The sequence below is a fragment of the Cupriavidus sp. 2TAF22 genome, assembly GCF_052115045.1.
Lineage (GTDB): Bacteria > Pseudomonadota > Gammaproteobacteria > Burkholderiales > Burkholderiaceae > Cupriavidus.
In genome coordinates, this window is the sequence record NZ_JBFRFX010000032.1 from 1 (window position 1) to 23,696 (window position 23,696).

Annotated in this window: 21 protein-coding genes; 7 read left to right on the forward strand and 14 right to left on the reverse strand. The window is 63.6% G+C overall.

From position 1 onward, the window contains the following. The coding region (locus AB4Z48_RS29770) for a GntR family transcriptional regulator (RefSeq protein ID WP_441620655.1) at nucleotides 1-392 on the reverse strand (392 nt) is incomplete at its 3' end. A 592-nt stretch (nucleotides 393-984) separates the two neighbouring features. On the opposite strand from AB4Z48_RS29770, the gene AB4Z48_RS29775 reads away from it, so the two are divergent. Beyond that, a complete protein-coding gene (locus AB4Z48_RS29775) occupies nucleotides 985-1,128 on the forward strand; it encodes a hypothetical protein (protein WP_441620657.1) in 144 nt (47 codons plus the stop codon). Between the two features lie 65 nt (nucleotides 1,129-1,193). On the opposite strand, the gene AB4Z48_RS29780 is transcribed toward AB4Z48_RS29775, so the two are convergent. The 5 genes from AB4Z48_RS29780 to AB4Z48_RS29800 form a co-directional block, all read right to left on the reverse strand. Next, nucleotides 1,194-1,886 (reverse strand): GntR family transcriptional regulator, encoded by a 693-nt coding sequence (locus AB4Z48_RS29780; protein WP_441620659.1) that lies wholly within the window; start codon nucleotides 1,884-1,886, stop codon nucleotides 1,194-1,196. Nucleotides 1,887-1,978: 92 nt separating this feature from the next. Continuing rightward, nucleotides 1,979-2,956: a Bug family tripartite tricarboxylate transporter substrate binding protein gene (locus AB4Z48_RS29785; protein WP_441620661.1), complete on the reverse strand. Its 978-nt coding sequence runs from the start codon at nucleotides 2,954-2,956 to the stop codon at nucleotides 1,979-1,981. A gap of 60 nt (nucleotides 2,957-3,016) precedes the next feature. Further along, complete coding sequence (locus tag AB4Z48_RS29790; protein ID WP_441620663.1) at nucleotides 3,017-3,802, reverse strand: enoyl-CoA hydratase/isomerase family protein; 786 nt, start codon at nucleotides 3,800-3,802, stop codon at nucleotides 3,017-3,019. A gap of 196 nt (nucleotides 3,803-3,998) precedes the next feature. Then, nucleotides 3,999-4,760 (reverse strand): glutathione S-transferase family protein, encoded by a 762-nt coding sequence (locus tag AB4Z48_RS29795; RefSeq protein ID WP_441620665.1) that lies wholly within the window; start codon nucleotides 4,758-4,760, stop codon nucleotides 3,999-4,001. A gap of 22 nt (nucleotides 4,761-4,782) precedes the next feature. Beyond that, a complete protein-coding gene (locus tag AB4Z48_RS29800; RefSeq protein ID WP_441620667.1) occupies nucleotides 4,783-5,763 on the reverse strand; it encodes a quinone oxidoreductase family protein in 981 nt (326 codons plus the stop codon). Nucleotides 5,764-6,344: 581 nt separating this feature from the next. Between AB4Z48_RS29800 and AB4Z48_RS29805 the strand changes: the two genes are divergently transcribed. The 4 genes from AB4Z48_RS29805 (at nucleotide 6,345) to AB4Z48_RS29820 (ending at nucleotide 10,207) form a co-directional block, all read left to right on the forward strand. Then, the gene (locus tag AB4Z48_RS29805; RefSeq protein WP_441620669.1) at nucleotides 6,345-7,547 is read left to right on the forward strand and encodes a CaiB/BaiF CoA transferase family protein; all 1,203 of its coding nucleotides are present in this window, start codon (nucleotides 6,345-6,347) and stop codon (nucleotides 7,545-7,547) included. Then, nucleotides 7,544-8,362 carry an enoyl-CoA hydratase gene (locus tag AB4Z48_RS29810; protein WP_441620670.1) on the forward strand — a complete coding sequence of 273 codons (819 nt, stop codon included), beginning with the start codon at nucleotides 7,544-7,546 and terminating at the stop codon, nucleotides 8,360-8,362. Before AB4Z48_RS29805 ends, AB4Z48_RS29810 begins: the two co-directional genes overlap by 4 nt. Before the next feature lie 80 nt (nucleotides 8,363-8,442). Then, nucleotides 8,443-9,408 carry a Bug family tripartite tricarboxylate transporter substrate binding protein gene (locus AB4Z48_RS29815; protein ID WP_441620672.1) on the forward strand — a complete coding sequence of 322 codons (966 nt, stop codon included), beginning with the start codon at nucleotides 8,443-8,445 and terminating at the stop codon, nucleotides 9,406-9,408. A gap of 94 nt (nucleotides 9,409-9,502) precedes the next feature. Further along, on the forward strand, nucleotides 9,503-10,207 hold the full coding sequence (locus AB4Z48_RS29820) for a glutathione binding-like protein (protein WP_441620674.1): 705 nt from the start codon (nucleotides 9,503-9,505) through the stop codon (nucleotides 10,205-10,207). Nucleotides 10,208-10,420: 213 nt separating this feature from the next. Here AB4Z48_RS29820 and AB4Z48_RS29825 read toward each other — a convergent pair whose 3' ends face one another. From AB4Z48_RS29825 to AB4Z48_RS29840, 4 genes are all read right to left on the reverse strand, one after another. Further along, on the reverse strand, nucleotides 10,421-11,371 hold the full coding sequence (locus AB4Z48_RS29825) for a Bug family tripartite tricarboxylate transporter substrate binding protein (RefSeq protein WP_441620799.1): 951 nt from the start codon (nucleotides 11,369-11,371) through the stop codon (nucleotides 10,421-10,423). Nucleotides 11,372-11,519: 148 nt separating this feature from the next. Then, nucleotides 11,520-12,278: an SDR family oxidoreductase gene (locus AB4Z48_RS29830; protein ID WP_441620676.1), complete on the reverse strand. Its 759-nt coding sequence runs from the start codon at nucleotides 12,276-12,278 to the stop codon at nucleotides 11,520-11,522. Between the two features lie 57 nt (nucleotides 12,279-12,335). After that, on the reverse strand, nucleotides 12,336-13,019 hold the full coding sequence (locus AB4Z48_RS29835) for a fumarylacetoacetate hydrolase family protein (RefSeq protein ID WP_441620678.1): 684 nt from the start codon (nucleotides 13,017-13,019) through the stop codon (nucleotides 12,336-12,338). A gap of 26 nt (nucleotides 13,020-13,045) precedes the next feature. Then, on the reverse strand, nucleotides 13,046-13,999 hold the full coding sequence (locus AB4Z48_RS29840; protein ID WP_441620680.1) for a 2-hydroxyacid dehydrogenase: 954 nt from the start codon (nucleotides 13,997-13,999) through the stop codon (nucleotides 13,046-13,048). Between the two features lie 107 nt (nucleotides 14,000-14,106). On the opposite strand from AB4Z48_RS29840, the gene AB4Z48_RS29845 reads away from it, so the two are divergent. Next, a complete protein-coding gene (locus tag AB4Z48_RS29845) occupies nucleotides 14,107-15,249 on the forward strand; it encodes a citrate synthase family protein (RefSeq protein ID WP_441620682.1) in 1,143 nt (380 codons plus the stop codon). 113 nt (nucleotides 15,250-15,362) lie between these two features. On the opposite strand, the gene AB4Z48_RS29850 is transcribed toward AB4Z48_RS29845, so the two are convergent. From AB4Z48_RS29850 to AB4Z48_RS29860, 3 genes are all read right to left on the reverse strand, one after another. After that, entirely contained in the window at nucleotides 15,363-16,505 is a 1,143-nt protein-coding gene (locus AB4Z48_RS29850; RefSeq protein ID WP_441620684.1) for a Bug family tripartite tricarboxylate transporter substrate binding protein, read from the reverse strand. 137 nt (nucleotides 16,506-16,642) lie between these two features. After that, complete coding sequence (locus tag AB4Z48_RS29855) at nucleotides 16,643-17,599, reverse strand: Bug family tripartite tricarboxylate transporter substrate binding protein (protein WP_441620686.1); 957 nt, start codon at nucleotides 17,597-17,599, stop codon at nucleotides 16,643-16,645. Between the two features lie 45 nt (nucleotides 17,600-17,644). Beyond that, complete coding sequence (locus AB4Z48_RS29860) at nucleotides 17,645-18,787, reverse strand: L-talarate/galactarate dehydratase (RefSeq protein ID WP_441620688.1); 1,143 nt, start codon at nucleotides 18,785-18,787, stop codon at nucleotides 17,645-17,647. A 268-nt stretch (nucleotides 18,788-19,055) separates the two neighbouring features. On the opposite strand from AB4Z48_RS29860, the gene AB4Z48_RS29865 reads away from it, so the two are divergent. Then, a complete protein-coding gene (locus AB4Z48_RS29865; protein ID WP_441620690.1) occupies nucleotides 19,056-20,063 on the forward strand; it encodes a LacI family DNA-binding transcriptional regulator in 1,008 nt (335 codons plus the stop codon). 42 nt (nucleotides 20,064-20,105) lie between these two features. Here the strand turns inward: AB4Z48_RS29865 and AB4Z48_RS29870 are convergent, their stop codons facing one another. Further along, on the reverse strand, nucleotides 20,106-23,543 hold the full coding sequence (locus AB4Z48_RS29870) for an adenylate/guanylate cyclase domain-containing protein (RefSeq protein WP_441620692.1): 3,438 nt from the start codon (nucleotides 23,541-23,543) through the stop codon (nucleotides 20,106-20,108). Nucleotides 23,544-23,696: the final 153 nt, after the last annotated feature.

Below are 23,696 nucleotides of genomic sequence, written 5' to 3' on the forward strand. Positions count from 1 at the left end.
ATCAATGCTCCGTGAAAAGCGCGGTTACAGCTTTCCCATTCCTCGATATCCGAGGCATGGTTGCCGCGTTCGATTGCTGTGGCTGCGTCAGCGATATCACTGTCCCTGATAAGCGGTACTGCTACCCGCAGCGCCAAGGTTTCCAATGCCGCTCGCATCCTTGTGATTTCTACGAGGGACGCTTCGTCGAGATGCGCAACTCTGACGCCCTTGCGGGGCTCGCTGAGCACGAGCCCCTGTGATTCGAGCCGACGAAATGCTTCACGTACAGGTACATGACTGATGTTGAACTCGTGTGCGAAGGTGTCTTGGCGCAACCGCTCGCCGGGCTTCAACACACCCTTGATGATGCGATCCGCCAATACCTTTGCAATCCGTTCTTGCAAAGTCATATCTGTTGTTTCGTCCACCATAAGCTCACGAGGAATCAATCAAGACGACAGTTCAAAATTGCGTGCACCCCGTCGCCTGAGTGCAACCCCAATGCATCAAACCAGCAACACTACCCCACGGAGGCGGCGGTAATGTACCGTCATTTTACACATGGAGGCAGTCCGCCCCTTTGGTGGACTGCCGAAACGTTCGCCAATCCTAGGAACGACTTCGCTAGTATTTCCCACGAACGAAGCGCAGCTCGGGCAGGTGTAACGGAATCCCCGTAGTTGGGGCGACCGAATCCGTTCAGCGGCAGGGCCACACAGCGGGCAATTGGCTGGCTCTGGAAGCATGGCTGCTGCAGTACTTGGTCTTGCCGGAAAGGACAAGGTGATCCTTCTGAGGCGACCGACCTCCTCTGCCATACCTTAAGTTTCGATGTAGAGGGCACGCTATTGCACTTACGCGGTTTTGCGCCCCCCGTCCTGCAATCATCGGCGTTTCCTTGTCCCTCAGTTCGCACGCGTCGGCCAGCGGGATTTTCCCGTCCGCCGCCAGTAGTACCGAATTCTTCATTGGCGCCTGGATCATTTCGTCGGCAATGGCACCGTGGTCGGACGAAGCCATGCTGGATGCGGTGCGCGCCTATGCGCTGGAGCAGGTGCGCGCGCAGGCGCACCTGGGGTGGTGATCATCGACGACACCAGATTCCCGAGAAAAGGCCAGCATTCCGTTGGCATGGCAAGGCAGTAGCCTGGGCGATTGGGCAAGCAGGCGATATCGCCCAGACCACCCTGAACTGGGAAACGCTCCCGCGTTCACGGGCGTTTGGCGCGAGCCCGGCCGCCAACATCGTCGCCGGGCATTGCCGCAATCATGTCTGCATAGACGTTTCCGCCGGCCGAAATATGGCGAATCATGGCCTGCGCGGCGCCGTCTTCGTCGCCACGCAGCACGGCATCGAGGACGGCCCGATGCTCTTCAAGCGACGCGCGGACCCGGCTGGGCTGCTCGAAGCGGAAATCACGCATACCGCGCATACGCGCACGCATGGTGCGGATCTGGCGACTCAGGATGTCATTTCGGCTGCCGTCGTACAAGATACCGTGGAAGGTGTCGTTGGCAATGCGGTACTGTTCAGCATCGCCACTCTGGGCGGCGGCTTCGCCGTCCTCGAATGCTTCGCGCAAAGCCTGGCGCTCCTCCAGCGACATTCGCCGGGCGGCAAGTTGGGTCGCCAGGGCCTCTAGCTGCACAAGTATTTCACTGAACGCGACATACTCGCGCAAGGTAATGGACGACACGACGGCCCCCTGCCGGGGCACAAGTGTCACGAGGCCGGCCGCGGCAAGGTGGATCAGGGCCTCGCGCGCCGGCGTGCGCGATACGTCGAACCGCTCCACGAGTTGCTGCTCGTCGATCTGTGCGCCACCAGGCAGCTTTCCCGACAGGATTTCCTCCTCCAGGGCGAAGCGGATGGCTTCTGACCGGCTCATTTTTTCTTCCGACATTGCAGCTTGCGTATATGGAGATGCGCAATTCTACCGCCCTGGACGGCCCCACAGGAGAACTGCGCATACGCAAATGGCCACTCTGCCCTCCTTCAGTCGAGCTTGGCGCCGGACTGCTCCACCAACTGCTTGGTCTTTGCGCCTTCGGCAATCGCCCACTGCCTGAACTCCTGCGGCGATGCCGAGGCTAGCGCCTCATTGCCTTGCGCTGCAAGCTTGCTGACAACCTCCGGGTCGCCCAAGGCTTTCTGGCTGGCCACAAACAGTTTCTGCACAACGGCAGGAGGAAGGCCTGCCGGCCCGAACAGCCCGAACCAGAATGTCAGGTCGTAGCCCTTGAGGCCGCCTTCCGCAACCGACGGCAGCTTCGGCAGCAACGGCGATCGCTTCTCCGAGGTCACCGCGAGCGCCTGGAGCTTGCCGGCCTCTACCATCGGCAGCACGGATGGCGGTGTGCCGAATATCAATTGCGCGTCGCCTGAGATCACCGCGGTGACGGCGGGCGCGCCGCCCTTGAACGGCACGTGTTCCATCCGCGTGCCGCTGAGCTTGTTGAAATAGACGCCGGCCATATGCGGCGCGCCGCCACTGCCCGACGATGCATAGAAGAACTTGCCGGGATTCTGCCTGGCCTTGGCCACGAGATCCTGCACTGTTTTCACACCCAGATCCTTGTTCACGGTCAGCACCATGGGCGCGATGGTCCACCGCGAAATGGCGGTGAAGTCCTTCTGGCCGTCGTAGCGGATGTTCCTGTAGAGGACGCGGTCAGAGCCGAAGATGTTCGCGCTGCCCATGAACAGCGTATAGCCGTCCGGCTCGGCACGCGCACCGGCCTCGGCCGCGATGGTGGTGCCGGCACCCGGCTTGTTGTCGATGACAATGGTCTGGCCCAACTCGCGCGACATGCGCTCGGCCACCACGCGGGCCACGGCATCGGCGCCGCCCCCCGGTGGAAAGCCCACGATCAGCCGGATAGGCTTGCTGGGGTAGGTGCCTTGCGCCCAGGCAAGCGACACCGGCGCGGCCAGTAGTACGGCTACGGCCGCGAAGCGTTTCGCGATACTCATCTTTGTCTCCGGATTTCTTATCATGGTAGTGGCGCAGGCAATGGCGGAGCCTGGGCTCGCCTATTGCCCGGTGAAGCGGGGCTTGCGTTTCTCCTTCCACGCCAACGCGCCCTCGCGGATGTCCGCCGATTGCACGGCACGCTGCATATCGGCAGCCAGGACCTGTACGTCCAGTACGGCGCGGGCAATATGGTTGAGGTGCTTCTTCATGCCGATCACCGCGAGCGGCGCCATATCGGCGATGGTGGCGCTCAGGCCATCCACGCGGTCTTCGAGTTGCTGCGCGTCGACCAGCGAGGTTAGGAATCCGCAGCGCGCCAGTTCCTCGGCATCGAGCGTCTCGGCCGTCAGGAACAACCGCTTGGCCGTGTCCAGGCCAAGGCGCGTGACATAGCGCTCCATGCCACGCTGATAAAAATGCAGGCCGAGGCGTGCCGCCGGCATGAACATCTCGGTCTGCCTGACCCCGATGCGGAAGTCGCAAGCCAGCGCGAGATCGGTGGCGCCGCCATAGACACCACCGTTGATCGCGGCGATGGTAACCGGCCGACAATCTTCCAGCGCGTTGACCAGTTCCTCGAAGCCAGAGCCGCTCTGGGCGCGCCGGGCATCCTGGCCACCCTGCCCGCCAGCCAGGCTGCCGATATCGAAGCCGCTGCAGAAGTACTTTCCCCTCCCACGAATGCGCAACACCAGAGCGTCGCCGGCGTTGACTGTCTCGATGTGGCGATGCAACTCTGCCAAGTCCTCGGGTCCCAGTCGATTGGCGACCTCTGGCCTCTGGAAGGTAATGGTGGCGATGCGCCCTGCCTGGGCAAGGGTCGGAAGGCCGGACGATTCGGTCATGGTCATGTCCTGAAAGATGGTTGCATTGCGGTTGTCGCGTTGCGCCGCGATGCCCGCTGGTGTCAGTCGAACTTGGCGCCGGCTTACTGTGCAAGGGCCTCAGCCCACTGCGTGTCTCGCGCTGAGCGGCCTGGGGCCTGATTCAAGGCCTACACTAACTGCGGCCCGAAGCCGGCTCATCTCGTGAAGACAGGCTTTATTGAGTAGCGGCGGATTCGAGCTGACGCGCGCGCAACGCGGCGTCGAACCGATCGAAGCGCGCGGCCGCGAACGCCGGGCGCTGCCGCACTTCGCGCCACCAGGTATGGACGCGGGGATGTGTGGCAGCGGCCAGTGCCTCGGGCGCAATTTCGTCGATGCGGGCGATAAAGGGTACGGCTGCGATATCGGCCAGCGAGTAGCGCTCGCCCACCAGCCACGGCGACCCTGCCAGCATCTCTTCCATCTTGTCGACCAGCATCAGCAGTTTGTGCAGGGCTGCCGCCTTCTCCTCGTCGGTATAGGGATTGCGGGCAATGCGGATCCACGCTTCCCGGCGCTCCGCGGTTGGGATCCGTGCGAGCCGCTCCTGGAGTTGCGCGTCGGTCCACTGGCCCGCACCGGGTTGCAGCGCGATGCTCCAGTTCAGGATCAGCAGGTTCGGCAAGGATTTTTCATCGGTCCAGCGCACGAAGTTACGCATCACGGCCAGATCGAACGGGTCGCTCGGCCGCAGGGGCGGCTCCGGATGAATGTCATCCAGGTACTCACAGATGGTCGAGCTCTCGTACAGAGACTTTCCTGGCGCGAGCAGCAGAGCGGGCACAACGCCGTTGGGATTCATTGCCAGGTATTCTGGTGAATGCTGCTCCTGCTTGCTCATATCGATGGGCACGCTTTCGTAGTCCACCCCTTTTTCCGCAAGACAGAGCCGCACCCGACGCGATGCGCTCGACAGCCAGCCGTGGAACAGTTTCATGGTCATTTCCATCATTTCCCTATCAAGGAATCAGCACTGCCGATCCCGTCGTGGCGCGGCTCTCGAGCTCTTCGTGCGCGCGCCGCACCTCGGTCAGCGCGTAGCGCCGGTTCACTTCAAGTTGCACGGCTGCGCCGCGCACCACGTCAAATAGAGCGTCGGCCCCGCGTCTCAAGTCGGCCGGCTCGCTGATGAACGTCCGCAGTGTTGGCCTGCACACCATCAACGATCTGGCATGCAGCCGCTGCAGATCAAAACGCTCCACATCGCCGGAGGCAGTGCCGTAGTTGATCGCCATGCCTAGCGGCTTCAGGCAGTCGAGCGAGGGCAGGAAGACATCCTTGCCCACCGCGTCATACACCACGGCCACGCCTGCACCCTTGGTGAATTCCAGGGTGCGGGCCACGAAATCCTCGGTGCGGTAGTTGATGACATGGTGGCAGCCGTATGCCTGCGCAATCGTCGCCTTGGCGTCAGACCCCACCGTGCCGATCACCGTGGCACCCAGTGCCCGCGCCCATTGCGAGAGGATCTGGCCCATGCCGCCGGCAGCAGCGTGGACCAGAACGGCATCGCCAGGCTTGACGACGTACAGCCGGCGCAACAGATACTCGGCGGTCAATCCGCGCAGCAGGCTTGCACCGGCCACGTCTTGCGGGAATCCGTCGGGCAATGGAATCACCCGCGAAGCCGCCACGTTTCGGACTGCCTGGTAGGCCCCCGGCTGAAAGCAGGCAACCGGCTGGCCAAGCCGCAATCCCTCGACTCCGGACCCCAGCGCATTGATCACGCCCGCCCCCTGCGAGCCCAGCGTGATCGGGAACGGCGCGGCGCTGTGGGGCCCGTGCTCGCCGCGCCGCTGATAGATGTCGGCGAAGTTCAGCCCGATGGCGGACTGGCGGATCCGCACTTCTCCCGGGCCCGGTTCGCCGACGTCGACCGTCGAGATTTCGAGTACCTCCGGGCCACCGTGGCTGTGGATGCGGATAGCGGTTGTTTCCATGTGAATTCCCCAACGGAAGTGCTTTGCATGGTTAGGAGACGACGACGCTGGCGTCGAAGCCTGCGGCCGAGACCGTGCAGCCGCGCACATTTGCTCGCAGTGGCTTCCTCCCGGCGATGCCTTTCGGGGCTCCGTCGAGACGGTAAGGCTGGACTTGCGACATCTGTGTATGCATAACGTCGCTTATTTTAGCGTCATAATCGATGCGAAACCACAGTATAAATACTTACAAGTGTGTTGTGTATTTTTAACTGCTACCAACGTACACTTAAGCCATGCATTCGCGATCATGAATCGGCTTGCAGGAGACAAACGTGCCGTTGCGCATAAAGCACTTCCATGCGTTCGACAGGCGCGGGAGCCCGTTGGCAACATCTCGCGCCTTGCCGCCCGACTTTCGTAGTGCTCCGCCAGCACGGCCGTGCCAGCAAGCCAAATGCGCTCACCACGCTGCGCCAGCATTTCGCCTCCTGCCCACGCTTGCCTGACATCGGGCGCTGTTTCGTTCGTCCGTTGCCCGCGGCTGCGGGATTGCAGCCGCGGGCAACCCTACAACCATGCCTTTGGAGAGTGCTCCTTTCATGCCTGACCAACCCAAGCCCAGCCTTCCACTTTCCAGCTTCAAGGTCCTGGACCTGACCATTGCGCGCGCCGGCCCCACGGCGGTCCGGCTGCTTGCGGACTGGGGAGCGGACGTGACGCGAGTCGAGCCACCGCCATTGAAGGACCGTGGCTCGGTCACGGGCCGCCGGCGCGAGTCGGACGAGCAGAACCTCCACAGGAACAAGCGCAGCCTCTGTATCGACCTGAAGACGTCGCAGGGCGCGGAGGTGCTCAAGCGCCTGATCGCGCAGAGCGACGTCGTGGTGGAGAACTTCCGCTCCGTCGTCAAAGAGCGGCTGGGGCTGACCTATGAACAACTCAGGCAGATCAATCCCAAGATCATCCTGGCCAGCATTTCCGGCTTCGGCCAGGAAGGGCCGTACAGCGAGCGTCCCGGCGTGGACCAGATCGTCCAGGGCATGTCCGGGCTCAGCTCGGTCACCGGCGAGCCCGGCCGCGGTCCGGTCCGGGTCGGCATCGCCATCTCCGACACCACCGCGGGCATGTTCCTGGGTCAAGGGATTCTGCTGGCGCTGCTCCATCGCGAGCGCACCGGCGAGGGCCAATGGGTGCATACCTCGCTGCTGGAGGGAATGCTCAACAAGCTGGACTTCCAGGGCGCGCGCTACACGGTCAAGGGAGATGTGCCGGTCCAGGAAGGCAACGCGCATCCCACCCAGGTTCCCATGGGCACCTTCGAGGCCAGCGATGGGCTGGTCAATATCTGTGCAAGCACGCCGCCGATGTGGGCCGGCTTCTGCGGGGCATTGCGGGCCGAGGCCTTGCAGGCGCACCCTGACTATCAGGACATGCAGGCGCGCGTAGCGCATCGCCGCCAACTGGACGCGGACATCAATGCGGTGACCCGGCAATTCACCGTGGCCGACCTGGTCGCGCGCCTGAATCCAGCCGGCGTGCCCTGCGGCCCGGTCTACGACATCGGCCAGGCCTTTGAAGATCCGCAGGTCAAGCACTTGCGCATGACGCGTCCCGCGACGCATCCGGTCCTGGGGACGGTCGATCTGATCCGTTCACCGATCAACCTTTCCTCCTTCCCGCATCCCGACCAGTTCCATCACGCGGCCCCTGACCCCGGAGAACAGACCGAAGCACTGATGACGGAACTGGGCTACGCCCCTGACGAGATAGAGCGACTGAAATCCGCGGGAGCGATCGCGTGACCGCCGCCACCGCACGCGAACTGCCGCTCGCCACGGCAAAGATCATCGCGCAGGCTGACCAAGGCATCGGCTGGCTCACATTCAACAACCCCGCGCGACGCAACGCGATGTCACTCGAAATGTGGCAGGGACTGGGCGAGGCGATCAAAGCCTTCCAGGCCGACCCGGAAGTGCGCGTGGTCGTGCTGCGCGGCGCCGGCGGCCGGTCTTTCGTGGCGGGCGCCGACATCTCGGAGTTCGAAGAACATCGTTCCAATGCCGAGCAAAAGAAGGCCTACGCGGACATCGCGTCTGGTGCGCACACCGGTCTGGCACGCTTGAGCAAACCGCTGGTAGCGATGATCGAGGGCTTTTGTATCGGCGGCGGCCTGGCCCTCGCGCTGAGTGCCGACGTCCGCTTCGCCACGCCGGGCTCGAAGTTCGGCATTCCAGCCGCCAGGCTGGGGCTGGGCTATGACTACGCGGGCATCGCCGCGCTGGCACGCCTGGTTGGCCCGTCGACGGCAAAGGACATGCTGTTCAGCGCACGCTTTCTCGAGGCCGATGAGGCCCTGCGCATCGGCCTGGTCAACTTTGTCGTCGATGAAGCGCAGATTGCGCAGCAAGTGCATGCATATGTGGGCCGCATCGCTGGCAACGCGCCGCTGACCGTGCATGCAGCCAAGTCCGCCGTACGAGCGTTCGAACGGTACTCGGCCGCGCAAGACGCCGAGGAGATCTCTGCGCTGGTCGATCGCTGCTTTGACAGCGATGACTACCGGGAAGGCCGCCGTGCGTTCCTTGAAAAGCGGGCTCCGGTGTTTACCGGGCGTTGACGTCACCACGCAGGGATTGCGCGCCGGCGATGCCGATCCGCCAGCGAGCGCGTCCCAATCCATAAGGAAGGAGACGATCCATGACTCAAGCCCACATCGCGGCGGCCCTCCTCATCACGATTTCCGCCCTCCCGGCCCAGGCCGAGACCTACCCGAACAAGCCTATCCGCATCCTAGTCGGCTATTCGCCATCAGGAGCGGCCGATTTCGTCGCCCGCATCGTCGGGGACGCGATGGCAAAGGAGCTTGGCCAGCCCATTCTGATCGACAACAAACCCGGCGCCGGCAGCACACTGTCGTCGTCGATCCTGTCACGGGCGGCGCCCGACGGCTACACGCTGGGGCTGGCAACCGGTACGCTGTATGGCATTGACCAGGCGCTCTACAAGGCCAGGTACACACCGGCGGACTTCACGGCCATCACCAGGCTCACGGTGTCGCCGCTGATTCTCGCGGTCAACAAGGACATGGGCATTGCCAACCTGAACGACCTGATCGCCTACGCCAGGAAGAAGGGGCCTGGCGAACTGAACTATTCGTCCTCGGGCGTTGGCGGCCTGCCGCACATTGCCGCACTGTCGTTCGAAAAAGCCGTGGGCGTGAAGATGACGCACGTACCCTACAAGGGCGGCGGCCCGGCACTGCAGGCGGTGGCTGCAGGAAACGTGCAGTTGTCCTTTGGCACCGCCGCCTCCGTGTTACCGCTTGGCCGCGGTGGCGCGCTGCGCATGCTGGGCGTCACCACTCCCCGGCAATCGGCTATTGCGCCGGACCTGGCACCCCTGGCAAATGCAGGATTGCCAGGCTTCGATTTCACCTTCTGGTTTGGACTGTTCGGCCCTGCCGGTTTACCGCCGAAGGTATCGGACCGGCTCTTCGCAGCAGCCAGCAAGGTGCTGGCCGACCCACAGCTTCAGGCCAAGCTGCTCGGCACTGGCAGCGAGGTCGCGCCCTCGAAATCGCAGGCCGAGTTCCGCACGTGGGCGGAAGACAACACTCGCGTGATTCTCGAACGGCTCAACCAGGCCGGAGTGAAACCCGAATAGCTCGCAGGATGCGCAGCGCACCGAGCCGGGCGGCCAGCTCTGCCCTATGCACGCACCGACCTCTAAGAACCTTCATCAGAGCAACTCGCACCCAATGACCCAAGCTCCCATCGATCTCTTCTCCTGGCCCACGCCCAACGGGCAAAAGATCCACATCATGCTGGAGGAAGCCGAGCTTCCCTATCTGGCCCACCCGGTCAATATCGGCGCTGGCGATCAGTTTCAGCCCGATTTTCTCGCCATCAGCCCGAACAACAAGATCCCTGCGATCGTCGATCCGGACGGTCCGGACGGCAAGCCCATCTCGATATTCGAATCCGGTGCAATCCTGCTTTACCTCGCGACCAAGAGCGGCCGGTTCCTGCCGACTGACGACCACAAGCTTTACGATGTCCTGCAGTGGCTGATGTTCCAGATCGGTGGCGTTGGCCCGATGCTCGGGCAAGCGCACCATTTCAGGCTGTATGCGCGTGAGAAGCTGCCGTATGCAATCGACCGCTATACCAATGAAGCGAGACGCATCTACGGCGTCATCAACAAGCAGTTGGCCAAGCGCAGCTACATTGCCGGTGACGCATACTCCATCGCGGACATCGCGATCTTTCCCTGGCTGCGTAGCTGGGAAAAGCAAGGCATCACGCTCACCGACTATCCTCACCTCAAGGCATGGTTTGACAAGATCGCCGAGCGTCCCGCCGTCCGGCGGGGCCTGAAGGTCATGGCGGAACTGCGCAAGCCGGAAGGAGACGACAAGGCCCGCGAAATTCTGTTCGGCAAGACGCAATATCAAACGAGATAGCTTGGCAGACGAGCGAGAAGGATGGCCTGTATTGCCACGAGTGGGCCGATCGCTCCGTAACCGCGAGCAATCATCCCGTTTTCAGCAGTCCGAACAAGCGCGTGGCTCTTAAGAGCTACATTCTTCGGCGAGGCTGCATTTGCCGGGTGCCCACAACCTGTCGACATTGACCTGACGATCATCGAACGGCAGGCCTACGAAAGCAGGTGGCCGCTACTCCAACTGAATTCCCGCCTCCTTGACCACTTTCCCCCATTTCGCAAGGTCCGATCTGATCAGTGCCGCGTAATCCTGCGGCGTACCGCCTTGCACCTCGATGCCAGCGGCTTCCAGTTTGGCTCGTACTTCCGGAAGCTTCAGCGCGGCGTTGATCTCGGCGTTGAGCTTGGCGACGATTTCCTTCGGCGTGCCTGCGGGCGCCAGGAAGCCACCGTTCGTGTTGGCATCATAGCCCTTCAGCCCTTGCTCCTCGGCAGTGGGCACGTTGGGCAATGCCCTGGAACGCTTGCGCGTAGAGACGGCAATGGCTCGTACATTGCCAGACTTTACCTGCTCCTGGATGGCGCTGATCGTGTCGATATAGAGCACGGTGCGACCCGCGATCAGGTCAGGATGCGCCGCGGAGGAGCCCTTGTACGGCACCAGCAGCACCGGCACGCCGCTGACCATGCGGAACATTTCGGCGGCCATCTCCTGTGCGCTGCCACGTCCGGACGTCGCCACCTTGGCCTCGGCGGGATTGGCCTTCATCCAGCTCAGCAGTTCGGGCACCGTCTTGACCGGCAGCTTGGGATAGGCCGCGAACACCAGCGGGATCTCGTGCGTATAGACGATCGGCTCGAAGCTCTTTTCGGGGTCCCAGCCCAGATTCTTGAACAGGAACTTGTTGATGTTGTGGCTGCCGCCGACGATGCCGATGGTATAGCCATCGGGCTTGGCGTTGGCAAGAATCGCGGTGCCCAGGTTGTTGGACGCGCCGGGGCGGTTCTCGACGACGAACGGCTGGCCGAGCTTGACCGACAGCTTTTCGCCGACGACGCGGGCGATCAGGTCAATGCCACCGCCGGCCGGCGCCGGCACGATGATGGTGACCGCGCGGGCCGGATAGTTGCTCTGGGCCGAGGCCGCGCCGGACATCATCATCATGACGGCGCAGCCGGTCATGGTGCCGATCAAGGTCGCGAGGTGGCGTGTGGGGATTCGCATGAAGAGTCTCCGTCTGGATGCTGGTTAACTGATGTCAACTCTGTTGGCGTCCCACGGATGCGAAGCCGTGGGAGCGCGGTAATCGGTGTCAGCGGTATCGGCGGTGTCAGCCGCGGCCGACGAACGGCATTGCGCTAGCCATGACGGTCATGTTCAGGACGTTGGCGTCAAGCGGCAGCGATGCCATGTGCCGCACGGCATTGGCAACGTGGCTGACGTCCATCATCGGTTCCGGCGCGATGGTGCCGTTGGCCTGCCGCACGCCGCGTGTCATGCGTTCGGACAGCTCGGTCAGCGCATTGCCGATGTCCACCTGGCCCGCGGCGATGTTGTAGGCGCGGCCATCGAGCGCCAGTGCCTTGGTCAGGCCCGTGACAGCGTGCTTGCTTGCGGTATAGGGCGCGGTGAAGGGGCGCGGCGTGTGGGCGGAGATCGAGCCGTTGTTGATGATGCGTCCGCCTTGCGGCGACTGCCGGCGCATCAGCGCAAACGCGGCACGCGCGCACAGGAATACGCCGGTGACGTTGGTGTTGATGACGTTGAACCACGCGTCCAGCGACAACTCATCCATCGGAACCGCTGGCGCGTTCACGCCTGCGTTGTTGAACAGCATGTCCAACCGGCCAAATTCGCGTTCGATCGTGTCGAACAGTGCCTGCACGCTGGCAGGATCGGTCACGTCGGTGGGCACGGCCGCCGCGGTTTGCCCGCGTGCGGCGGCGGCGGCCACCAGCGTCTGCAGCGGTTCGGCGCGCCGGCCGGCCAGCACGACGGTCCAACCGTCATCGAGCAGGGCCAGTGCGGTGACACGGCCCACGCCGCTGCCGGCTCCTGTCACCAGCGCGATTTTTCTGGATGCATTCAAGATGGTCTCCAATGGGAGGTTGTGATGTCGACAGGTAGTACAGGGGTAATGCTGCGCTTACCCGGTGACGGTTAGCGTGAATTCACCGATGCCGTCCACGCCGGCGTGGACCACGTCGCCACGTTGCAATGGCCCCACGCCCGCTGGCGTACCGGTGAAGATCAGGTCGCCGGGCATCAGCGCCACGGAGCGGGACAGCATCGACACCAGTTCCGCCACCGGCCAGAGCAGCCCGGACAGGTCGGCACGCTGCCGCTCGGCCCCGTTGACCGAAAGGTGGATCGCGCCTTCGCCCGGATGTCCGCAGCGCGACGCCTCTACGATCGGACTACACGGCGCCGAATGGTCGAACGCTTTCGATGGCTCCCATGGGCCACCCGCCCGCTTGGCCTGCTGTTGCAGGTCGCGACGCGTCATGTCCAGGCCGACTGCGTAGCCCCAGACATGGTCCGATGCATCGCGCGGATCGATATCGCGCCCCCCGCGCCCGATCGCGACGACCAGTTCGACCTCATGGCAGAACTCGTCGGTGCCGGGCGGATAGGGCAACGCGTCGCGAGCCAGTTCGACTGCGGTGGCCGGCTTCATGAACCAGGCTGGCATGTCGGGCGGTGCCGGTTCGTCGGGCGTCCAGCGGTAGTTGCGACCGATGCAGAACACCCGGGCGATCGGGAAATGCGTGGTGCTGTCCGCGACGGGTAGCGCGCACGGCACTGGCGGCGGCAGAACGAAATCGATCATGAGGTTCGTGCTCCGAAGCTGCTGGCTCAGGTGGTCAGGCTCATCGTGGGGCGCTTGCCACCCAGGGCTTGCGCCACGCTGTCCAGCACCATGCGAGCCATGGCACCGCGCGTTTCCCACGTGGCGCTGGCCCGGTGCGCCTGCAGCGTGGTGCGGTCAGACTGGCGCAGCGTCAATGGCACGCGCGGCTCCTCGACGAAGACGTCCAGCCCCGCGCCAGCAATACTGCCCGCTTCGATGGCCTGCGCGAGATCGGTCTCGTTGACCAGGCGGCCGCGCGCCACGTTGACGAGGAAGCCACGCGGGCCGAGGGCATTGAGTACGGCCGCATTGACGATGCCTTCGGCCTTGTCGGCTGCCGCGCAAAGCACCAGCGCATCACTGTCGCGCGCCAGGTCGATCAGGTCGGCCACGAATGTATGCGGCACGTCGTCCATGGCGCGCAAATCCGTATAGCGGATCGGACAGCCAAAAGCCGCCGCCCGCGTGGCCACGGCGCGACCTACACGGCCCATGCCGACGATGCCAACGCGCATGCCACTGAAGCGGCGCGCCAGCGGAATGGCGGACGGCGAGGGGTGAAGTTCCCACTGGCCGTCCCGGACAAAGCGGTCGCCTGCGCAGATGTTGCGGCATGCCGCGATCAACAGACCGATGGCCAGGTCGGCCACGTCCTCGGTCAGCGCGCCCAGCGTCGCGGTGACGGGCAGGCCACGCTCGCGGCAATAGCCCAGGTCCACTGCGTCGGTGCCCACCCCATTGACGGCCACCACTTTCAACGAAGGCAATTGTTCCAGCATCGCGCGGGAAATCCCGGTGTGACCGCCGGTGATCACCGCCTGGATGGACGCGCCATGTTGCCGCAACCATGCGGCCTGGTCCTGGATTTCGAAGTATTTGTGGACCTGATAGAGCGCGGCAAGCTCTTCGTTCGCGGCGGGAATCAGGATGGGATTCAGTTGCAGTATCTGCGGCTTCATGAGCAGTGGATGTCAGGCATGGAAGGTGGACACATCGTAGGCAATAGTTGATTACCAACGCAATCTTGATATATAAAATCAATATAAATTAGCCAAGCGAGTGACGAATGGGAGCCTGGATATCGATGGAGGAGGCGTGTACGTGCCTGGGAGTACGGCCGCAGACGGTGTATGCCTACGTTAGCCGTGGCAAGATCGAAGTCGTGTCCGACCCCATTGACACGCGCCGCAGCCTGTACCGCGCCGAGGACGTGGCGACGCTCGCCAAGCGCAAGAAAGCGGGGCGCAAATACGAGACGCTGGCCACCAACACGCTGTTCGGTGCAGAGCCAAGTATTCCGACCGCAATTTCCACGTTCGTGCGGGAACGGCTGTACTACCGGGGGCAGGACGCCGTGGCGCTGGCCGGATCAGCCACGCTGGAAGAGACTGCGCATCTTCTCTGGGATGCAGAGCAACTGGTAGATTTCTCGTCGTCTGCCCGAGTGACCCGTCCTGGGCGCGTGGCGGCCTTCAAGACCCTGGCGGAACTTGCCGCGACGGGACATTCCACACATGGGCGCATGACGCGCGTCCTGCATGGCGAAGGCCAGAGCTTGGTGGGGCAACTCGCAAATTCATTCGGCGCGCAGCCGGGACAGCAGCCGTTGCACATCCGCTTTGCACAAGGCTGGAAGCAGCCGGCGCCGGTGGCGGAACTGTTGCGCACCGCCATGGTCCTGCTGGTCGACCATGAGCTGACGAGTTCCGCATTTGCCTCGCGGATCGCGGCGTCCACTGGCGCATCGCTGCCGGCGTGCCTGTTGTCGGGCCTGACCACGCTGTCCGGCCCATTGCACGGCGATGCCTCGGGACGAGTGAAGGCGCTGTTCAGTGAACTGGAGCGTCAGGGCGAGGACGAAGTCATTGCCCACCACCTCTCCACCGGTCTGCCGCTTGCCGGATTCGGGCATCACCTTTATCCCGAAGGCGATCCCCGCGCGACTGCGCTGCTGAATCTGTTCGACCCACCGCCCGTGATCGCGCGCTTCATCGAGAAGGCGACTCGACTGACAGGTCTGCAGCCCAACATCGACGTGGCGCTGGCGGCCTTGGTGACGCACTACGGACTGCCGGAAGATGCGGCATTTGGCCTGTTTGCAACCGCCCGCAGCGTGGGGCTGCTTGCACATAGCCTGGAGCAATTGAGCGTCGGGCAGGTCATTCGTCCGCGCGGCCGCTACGTTGGACCCGCGCCTGAGCGGCACTAAGGATCTAAGGAGCCGGACGGCGCGAAGGAGAGCGTGCAAAAATCGGGGAGCGCCGATTTCGACACCTTCTACTCCGATGTGACTATCCGACTTCTGCACCCATCCCGCGGCAACTATTGAACCGAGATGTTGTGGTCTTTGATAACTTTTGACCAGACGGTGGTTTCCCGCTTGAGCAGGGTACGCAATGCATTCGCATCGCCGCTCTGCGGTTCCGCTCCCATGCCGGCTAGCTTGTCCTTTACTTCCGCGGTTTCCACGGCAGATCGCACTGCGCTCTTCAGGGCGGTAACGACCTCGGGCGGTGTCTTGGCTGTCACGAAAACGCCAAACCAGCCCATTGCCTGGAAATCGGGAACGCCGGAGGCCGCTACGGTCGGCAGATCCGGGAGCAGCGTCGTCCGCGACGGGCTGGTGACAGCAATCCCGCGCAGTTGTCCGCTCTTGATGTAGGGGGTCAGGATAGCCACGTTGTCAATACCTGCCTGCAGCCGCCCGGCGAGCAGGTCGGGCATCAGTGCGCTGGTCCCCTTGTAGGGCACATACTGCATGTCGACTCCCGCCTGGCTCTTGATCAGTTCCCAGCCGAGATGCTGCGCGGTACCCGGCGTCGACCCGGCGTACGAGATCTTGCCGGGATTGGCTTTCGCATACGCCAGCAGTTCCGGCAGACTCTTCACTGGTAGTGATGGATGCACGACCATCACATACGGAGACGTTGCGATGATGCCAAGCGGCTCGAGGTCTTTTTCCGGATCCAGCTTCGTTGTCGCGAAGAGCGCCCGGTACGTTGCCAGTTGCGATGATGCCATCAACACGGTGTACCCATCCGCGGGCGCCTTTGCCACGCTTTCGGCGGCAATCAGGCCACTAGCGCCGGTACGGTTTTCCACCACGACGCTTTGACCCAGCGACTGACTCATCTTGGCCGCAATCAAACGGGCGATCACATCCGTCGTCCCGCCTGCTGGCGTGCCGACCAGCATGCGGACCGGCGCGGCCGGATACTTGGGCTGCGCCGACACGGCCGCCGTGGCCATCGCCATCAGCATGCCTGCCATGCATTGCAATACCGCTCTGGTCGTTCGCATCGTGTCTCCTTCGGGTTGTGCGACAAGGATTCCAACTGAATACCCCGGTGCCAATGCTATTTTCCGCTTCGACACCGGGCTTTCCCATTCCACCTCAGCCGCTTCGAGCGGCGGCTTGAGAGAAATATTGATAGCGTCAACGTAGCCCCAGCTAAACGTGTCCACGACTTCGTGGACACTCGGGAGTTGGCGCGGGTCGCGGCGGGGATGCCGGAGTGACGGAAATACCTCGCTCTACGTGACCCGGGGTCGCGCCCGGACAACGCCATACGAATCGATCGCGTTGTCCAGGCTGGCAGTCATCAATCTGCCGTGATCATGCCCACCTCGATGACCTTCTTCCAGCGCGCATACTCCGACGCCTGGAACGCCGTGAACTGCTCCGGCGTATTGGCGACGATCTCGAAACCCAGGTCGAGCAGCTTGGGCTTGACCGCCGGGTCGTTGAGCGCCGCGACCACGGCGGCATGCAGCTTGGCCTTGATCTCCGGCGGCAAGCCCTTGGGCGCTGCGACGGCCTGCCACGAGTAGACCGTCACGCCCTTCACGCCAGATTCTTCCATGGTCGCCACGTCCGGCAGGATCGGCGAGCGCTTGCTGCTGGTGATGGCAAGCGCGCGCAGCTTGCCGGCCCTGATATGCGGGATCGCGGTGTTGATGTTCATGAAGGTGGCATCGACCTGTCCGCCAAGCAGGTCGTTCAGCGCCGGCGCGCCGCCCTTGTACGGCACGTGGAGGCCGGTGGTGCCGGTCTGCTGCCAGAACAGCTCCGCGGTGAGGTGGTCGCTGGTGCCATTGCCGGCCGAGGCGAACGTCATCTTGTTGGGATTGGCTTTTTCGAAAGCGATGACATCCTTCAGGCTCTTGTGCGGCGAATTGACGGGTACCGCCAGCACGTTAGGCGCCTGCACCGCTACGCTGATGTAGTCGAAGTCCTTGAGCGGATCGTAACCGGCGTTCTTGCTCAGGTGCGGCCCGATCACGAACGGTCCCAGCGACGACACGAACACCGTGTAGCCATCGGCCGGCGCGCGCTTGGCCATGGCGGCGCCGATCATGCCGGCTGCGCCCGGCCTGTTGTCGATCACGAAGCTGCCGCCAAACTGCGCCTGAAGCTTGGCACTGAGGATGCGGGCGACATTGTCGGTCGATCCGCCCGCGGGAAAGGGAACGAGCAGCGTCACGGGCTTTTCCGGCCACGCGGCATGCGCGGTCACCATGGCTGCACCCAGCAGCAGAGATGCGATCAGCTTTTTCATCGGTTGTCTCCTTTTTGTTCTCACGACCTGGTGTGCAGGTCTTGCTTACGACTGATTGCCAAATTCGGTGTGTTCGCGCGTCCAGGCCCGGGCCTGCTCGCTCATCGTGACCCCAAGCCCGGGCGCTGTCGGCACAGTGATGCGGCCATCGCGGATATCCAGGCGCTCGTTGAACAGCGGCTCCAGCCAGTCGAAATGCTCGACCCACGGCTCGCGCGGGTACGCGGCGGCCAGGTGTACATGCAGTTCCATCGCAAAATGCGGTGCGATCATCAGTCCCGCATGCTCCGCCAGCGCTGCCACCTTGAGGAACGGCGTGATGCCCCCTACGCGCGGTGCATCGGGCATCAGATAGTCGGCGGCACGGTGGCGGATCAGGTCCCAGTGCTCGGCGGCACTGGTCAGCATTTCACCGGTCGCGATCGGGGTGTCAAACTGCGCCGCTAGCGCCGCATGGCCTTCATGGTCGTAAGCGTCGAGCGGCTCTTCGATCCATACCAGGTTGAACGACTCGAACGTGCGGCACATCCGCTGCGCCGTCGGGCGGTCCCATTGCTGGTTGGCATCGACCATGACCGGCACGGCGTCCCCCAGGTGTTCCCGCACAGCAGCCACGCGCTTGATGTCGAGTGCGCCATCCGGCTGGCCCACCTTCAGCTTGATGCCGCCGATGCCGCGCGCGGCCGAGGCCGCAGCATTGACGAGCAACTGGTCCAGCGGCGTGTGCAGGAAGCCGCCCGAGGTGTTGTAGCAGCGTACGGAATCGCGGTGCGCGCCAAGCAGCTTGGCCAGTGACAGCCCGGCCCGCTTGGCCTTCAGGTCCCACAGCGCCACGTCGAAGGCGCCAATTGCCTGCGTCGACAATCCGCTGCGGCCGACCGACGCGCCAGCCCAGCACAGCTTGTCCCACAGCCGGGCGATATCGCTCGGGTCTTCGCCGATCAGCGCCGGCGCGATTTCGCTGGCGTGCGCAAACTGGCCGGGACCGCCCGCGCGCTTGGCATAGCTGAAGCCCAGGCCCTCATGGCCGTTGGCGGTCCGGATTTCGGCGAACAGAATGGCCACCTCGGTCATCGGCTTCTGCCGGCCCGTCAGTACCTTGGCGTCACTGATGGGGGTCGCCAGCGGCAGATAGCAGGAAGAGAGCCGGATTCCGGTGATGGTGTCGGGTCGGTTGGAAAGGGTCATGTGTGCGTCGGGTATGGGATGGGTTCGATGTCCGGCCGGTTGGCCTTCTTGCCGCACATGACAACGTTATCATTCTTGGGCGAGAACGACTGGGTATAATGCGGCGCTCTGTCCCTATAGAGGAATATGGCGCCCTACTCCAATCAATTTTCTGACCCGCATGGAACCGTTGCGGAGCGGAATGGGCGTATGATAACGTTGTCATTCCCCGGGATCAACCGGTGACTTCGTGACTTGGCATAGCGATTTTCCCTAGGTCTGAATTGGCATGAGCGACTCCAACACCCCAAAATCCGTGACGCTGCATGACGTGGCGCGTGAGGCCGGGGTCTCCCTGATCACCGCGTCGCGGGCCCTCAGCAATCCGGGCGTCGTGTCCGAGAAGACCATTGCGCGCGTGCAGCAGGCGGTCGAAGCCACCGGCTACATCCCCAACCTGCTGGCGGGCAGCCTGAAGTCGCGCCGCAGCCTGACGGTGGCCGCACTGGTGCCGAACATCGCGGTGGCGCAGTTCCTGCCGACCATCAAGGCGCTGACCGACGCGCTGGACGCGGCCGGCTACCAGCTGATCCTGGGCCAGACTGGCTATGACCATGCCCGTGAAGAGGCGCTGCTCGGCACCATGATCAGCCGCCGCCCGGACGGCATAATCGTCACAGGCTTGATCCACTCGCAGGTGTCGCGCGACCGGTTGCGGCGCGCCGGCATCCCTGTCGTTGAAACCTGGGACCTGACCGACCGCCCCGTCGACATGGCCGTCGGGTTCTCCCATCTCAAGGTCGGCAGCGCGATCGCCGGCTTTTTCCTCGGCAAGGGATGGCACAGACTGGGTATCGCGACCGGCGACGACCAGCGCGCGGCCGTGCGCCGCGAAGGTTTCCTGTCGACGGTCGGGCATGACGTGCCGACCGCCGTGGTGCCGGCGCCAAGCAGCTTGGCGCTGGGCCGGCAGGCATTGTCCGAACTGCTGGGCAGAGATCCCGGCATTGAAGCGATTTATTGCAGCTCCGACCAGCTAGCGCAAGGCGTCATTACGGAGGCCTTGGCACGCGGCCTGCGCATTCCGCAGGACCTCGCGGTGTGCGGATTTGGCGATGCCGACTTCGCGGCGCACATGGTGCCGTCGCTGACCACCGTGCAGGTCGACGGGGCCCACATTGGCAAGCTGGCTGCCCGCATGTTGCTGGACGAGTGCCGGGGGGAAGCGGTTGCCGAGCGGGTCGTCGATGTCGGATTCCGGATCGTTGAACGGGGCTCTACATTGGGCCGTGATTGACTGGAGACCTTGGGGGCGGCAACAAATCTTCGCCAAGGATTCCTACGACAGCCCTTCCAGCAGTTCTCTTGCCTGGCGCGAATCCGCGGTATCTGCCCCCTCGGCGAAAGTCGCCTGGATGTCGATCAATAGTTGATTCGCCGCATCGCCCTTGCCCTGGCGCTTCCACAGCCGGGCAAGGCTCAGTACGCATTGCAACTCGATTGACTTGGCTCCCTGGCGACGCGCGAGCGCGATTGCCTTCTGGAAATGCGCCTCTGCCTCTTCGGCCATGACAGACGACCTCGTATTCTCGACAGGCGACTGCAATATCAACTCTCCCTGGCGGCGAATCAGCGTTGCTTCATCGAAGCGCTCATCCGTGTTGCTCACCAGCGTCCGCGACTCAGCCAATACGCGAAGCGCCACTTCGGGTTGCCCTGCCCTCCCATATGCGTCGGCGAGCAATCCCAGCATGGAGGGCCGTCCCAGTGCCGCGCCGGTGGCTTCGTGCGCATCAAGTCCATGGTGTATCAGTGCGATGCCTTCCTCGTGGCTGCCTTGCCAGGCGAGCGCCCAGCCGCGCAGGATCGTTGCCCTGGCCAGATAGAATGGAAACCCCTGCTCGCTCGAAAGCTCGAGCGCGGCATTCGCGTACTCCAACACCTGTTCCGGTTCGCCAAGGCGCTGATACAGTTCAGCCGCGAAGATCAGGCTGAGGGCAAGGCCGAATGGGTCGGAGGTTTTTCGGGCGATTGCCAGAGCCTCTTCGCTGCGGGCCCGGGCCTGGCCGGGCAGGCCTAAGTACCAGAGGATCCAGCTCAGGGTGCAACGCAGATGCACGGCGGGGTTGCGCGCATCGCGCAGCAAATGCCCGTATGACTGGTGGTCTGGACGGAGCAGTGCCATGGCCTGCTCCGTATGAGTACGCGCCTGACTGATCTCGCCAAGGCGGAAGGCGGTCGCCCCGAGCACGCGGTGCGCTTCTGCAAGCTGCTCCGGGTCTCGCGTGTGCTGCGCGAGGCTGAGTAGCCGCTCGGCCAGTGTGTGCGCCGTCTTGAGTTGAGAGCGCAAAAGATAGAAGGACCACAGACCAAGCTGTGCAGAAAAGTATTCCGGCGTTTCCCCGCCTTGCTCGCTCAGGGCGAGGGCCCGTGTGTAGGTCGCCTCCACCTCTGGCGCCCCGGCGCCTCGCGCTACTGTCCATGCCGGGCCAAGGGCCAGCAGCAGAGACAGTTCCTGGCGCTGGCGCTCCGGGTTGTCGGCCAGGCTTTTTAGCAGATCGAGGGCTGTACCGAGATGGCGGATTGCTTCGAGTTGTGCGGAACGCTGGAGTGCCTGCTTTCCGGCCAGCTGCAGATAGTCGACCGCCTTCGGAACATTGCCGCTTTGGCTGTAGTGGTGCGCCAGATCGCTCCAGTACTCCTTCAGCCGGTCGGGAAACAGCGCCTCGATGGCTTGGGCCGTGCGCTCATGCAGGAGGCTGCGCTGTTCCGAGAGCAGGGAGTTGCTCGCCACCTCCTGAGTCAGCGCATGCTTGAATACGTACTCGACCTCGGGAAAGGCGGGACGTTCATAAATGAATTCCCCCGTCTGCAGGTCAGCCAACAGCGGGTGGAGCAATGCTTCCGGCTGCCCGGTGACATGCCGCACCAGGCTGGAAGAGAACTCCGCGCCAATGACCGCCAGCGTCTGCAGCAGTTCCTTCTGTGGCAGCGGCAGCCGGTCGATACGCGCCGCCAGCACCCCTTGCACGGTCGTCGGAATATGGAGTGCCAACGGCGCCTTCTCGATCCTGTAGTTTCCAGCCGGGCCGAGCAGCGCGTTCTCCTCGGCCAGGGTATGGACAACTTCCTCCATGAAGAACGGGTTGCCCTCGGTCTTTGACAGGATCAGTTGCTTCAATGGCGCAAGGGACGGGTCCGCGCCCAGCAGCGCAGTGAGCAAGCCCTGCGCCTCCGCCCGGTCCAGCGGTTCCAGATGAAACTGGGTGTAGCAGGTGTGTTGACCCCAGTCATGCCGGTACTCGGGACGGTAGTTGACCAGCAGAAGTACCTTGGCACGCGGTACCTCGGCGATGAGCACATTTAGAAAGGCTTCCGTCTCACTATCGAGCCATTGCAGATCTTCGAACAGGACCATGAGCGGCTGGTTCTGACTCTCGCGCACCAGCAAACGCGCGATCGCCTCGAAGGTGCGCTGGCGCCGGATGGCCGGATCCATCGTCGGCAATGCCGAACCCGGTTCAACGATACTCAGCAGGTAGAGCAAGTAAGGCAGCTGATCCTCCAGTGCGCGATCAAGAATCAGGAGTTTGCCGGTGGCCTTCTCGCGATATCGGCGTTCGTCATCCTGCGCCGTGATCTGGAAATAGTTGCGCAGCAGGTCGATCAGTGGCAAGTAGGGAAACGCCCTGCCATGCGACACCGAGAAGGTCTCGAGCACCATGCAGCCTTGCTGCGCGCGTGCCTTGAACTCATGGAACAGGCGCGACTTGCCCACGCCCGCCTCGCCCACCACCCCGACGATTTGCCCTTGCGCCGCCCGGGCCCGTTCGAGCGCCTCGCCCAGGCGCTTCAGTTCGGCCTCGCGACCGACAAACCGGGCCAGGCCACGTTGCGCCCCCACCTGCAGGCGCGTGCGCAAGGCGCCCAGGCCCAGCACCTCATACACCGCCAGCGGCTCGCGCAGGCCCTTGATCTGTGTGCGCCCCAAGGCCTTGAACTCGAAATACCCCTCGGCCAGTTTGTGGGTCGATTCACTAACGAGGATCGATGACGGGGTCGCGACGCCTTCCATCCGGGCGGCGATATGCATCGTGTGGCCGACCGGATCGTAGTCCGTGTGCAAGTCATCCTTGCGGATCGAGCGCACCACCACTTCGCCGGTATGGACGCCAACCCGGATCTGTAGCGGGACACCCTGTTCCAGCCGCACCTTGTCGCTATGGCAGCGCATGGCCTGCTGCATGCGGAGTGCCGCAAACAGTGCGCGCAGCGCATGGTCCTCGTGGGCGATTGGCGCGCCAAACAGGGCCAGGATCCCATCACCGAGGCATTTGGCCACGTACCCCTCATAGTGATGCACAGCTTCCATCATCAGCGCCACGACCGGATCGATCAGGCTGCGGGCTTCCTCGGGGTCCAGGTCCTGGATCAATGCCGTCGAGCCGGCCATGTCCGCGAACAGGGCGGTGATCGTCTTGCGCTCGCCACCGGCGTGCCCGCCTTTTGCCTCCATGGCGGCCTGCTCCGCGCGAATCCGTTCGGCCAGATGGGGCGGTGTGTAGTGAATCGGTGCCGGCAAAGGTGACACCGGTGGCGACACGCGCGGGGAGGCTGCCGCCGTGTCCGCCAGCAGCGCGCCGCACGCGCCGCAAAATTTCGCGGCGGGGCTGGATGCGTGGCCGCATTGCGGGCAGATCTGCGCAAGCTTTTGCCCACACTCCTCGCAGAACCTGGCTCCCGAGGGGTTCTCGAATTGGCAATTCGTGCAGCGCATCTCGCCTCCCGACTGCCTGTGCCCGCCACGCAGCCATTACATGCGCATTCGCGGCGGTTGGCAAGGCGGCGCTGCGGCAGTCGGTGACTGCCCCGTACCAAGTCTGCGGTGGCCACCCGCGCTTTCCGATCAGGCTGGGTTGGGTCCGATCTG

Bases quoted from the DNA above. Each gene is read 5' to 3' on its own strand.
- AB4Z48_RS29780 (WP_441620659.1), bottom strand. From the start codon at position 1,886: ATGTCGGAAGAAAAAATGAGCCGGTCAGAAGCCATCCGCTTCGCCCTG.
- AB4Z48_RS29785 (WP_441620661.1), bottom strand. From the start codon at position 2,956: ATGAGTATCGCGAAACGCTTCGCGGCCGTAGCCGTACTACTGGCCGCG.
- AB4Z48_RS29790 (WP_441620663.1), bottom strand. From the start codon at position 3,802: ATGACCGAATCGTCCGGCCTTCCGACCCTTGCCCAGGCAGGGCGCATC.
- AB4Z48_RS29795 (WP_441620665.1), bottom strand. From the start codon at position 4,760: ATGAAACTGTTCCACGGCTGGCTGTCGAGCGCATCGCGTCGGGTGCGG.
- AB4Z48_RS29800 (WP_441620667.1), bottom strand. From the start codon at position 5,763: ATGGAAACAACCGCTATCCGCATCCACAGCCACGGTGGCCCGGAGGTA.
- AB4Z48_RS29805 (WP_441620669.1), top strand. From the start codon at position 6,345: ATGCCTGACCAACCCAAGCCCAGCCTTCCACTTTCCAGCTTCAAGGTC.
- AB4Z48_RS29815 (WP_441620672.1), top strand. From the start codon at position 8,443: ATGACTCAAGCCCACATCGCGGCGGCCCTCCTCATCACGATTTCCGCC.
- AB4Z48_RS29820 (WP_441620674.1), top strand. From the start codon at position 9,503: ATGACCCAAGCTCCCATCGATCTCTTCTCCTGGCCCACGCCCAACGGG.
- AB4Z48_RS29825 (WP_441620799.1), bottom strand. From the start codon at position 11,371: ATGACCGGCTGCGCCGTCATGATGATGATGTCCGGCGCGGCCTCGGCC.
- AB4Z48_RS29835 (WP_441620678.1), bottom strand. From the start codon at position 13,019: ATGATCGATTTCGTTCTGCCGCCGCCAGTGCCGTGCGCGCTACCCGTC.
- AB4Z48_RS29840 (WP_441620680.1), bottom strand. From the start codon at position 13,999: ATGAAGCCGCAGATACTGCAACTGAATCCCATCCTGATTCCCGCCGCG.
- AB4Z48_RS29845 (WP_441620682.1), top strand. From the start codon at position 14,107: ATGGGAGCCTGGATATCGATGGAGGAGGCGTGTACGTGCCTGGGAGTA.
- AB4Z48_RS29855 (WP_441620686.1), bottom strand. From the start codon at position 17,599: ATGAAAAAGCTGATCGCATCTCTGCTGCTGGGTGCAGCCATGGTGACC.
- AB4Z48_RS29860 (WP_441620688.1), bottom strand. From the start codon at position 18,787: ATGACCCTTTCCAACCGACCCGACACCATCACCGGAATCCGGCTCTCT.
- AB4Z48_RS29865 (WP_441620690.1), top strand. From the start codon at position 19,056: ATGAGCGACTCCAACACCCCAAAATCCGTGACGCTGCATGACGTGGCG.
- AB4Z48_RS29870 (WP_441620692.1), bottom strand. From the start codon at position 23,543: ATGCGCTGCACGAATTGCCAATTCGAGAACCCCTCGGGAGCCAGGTTC.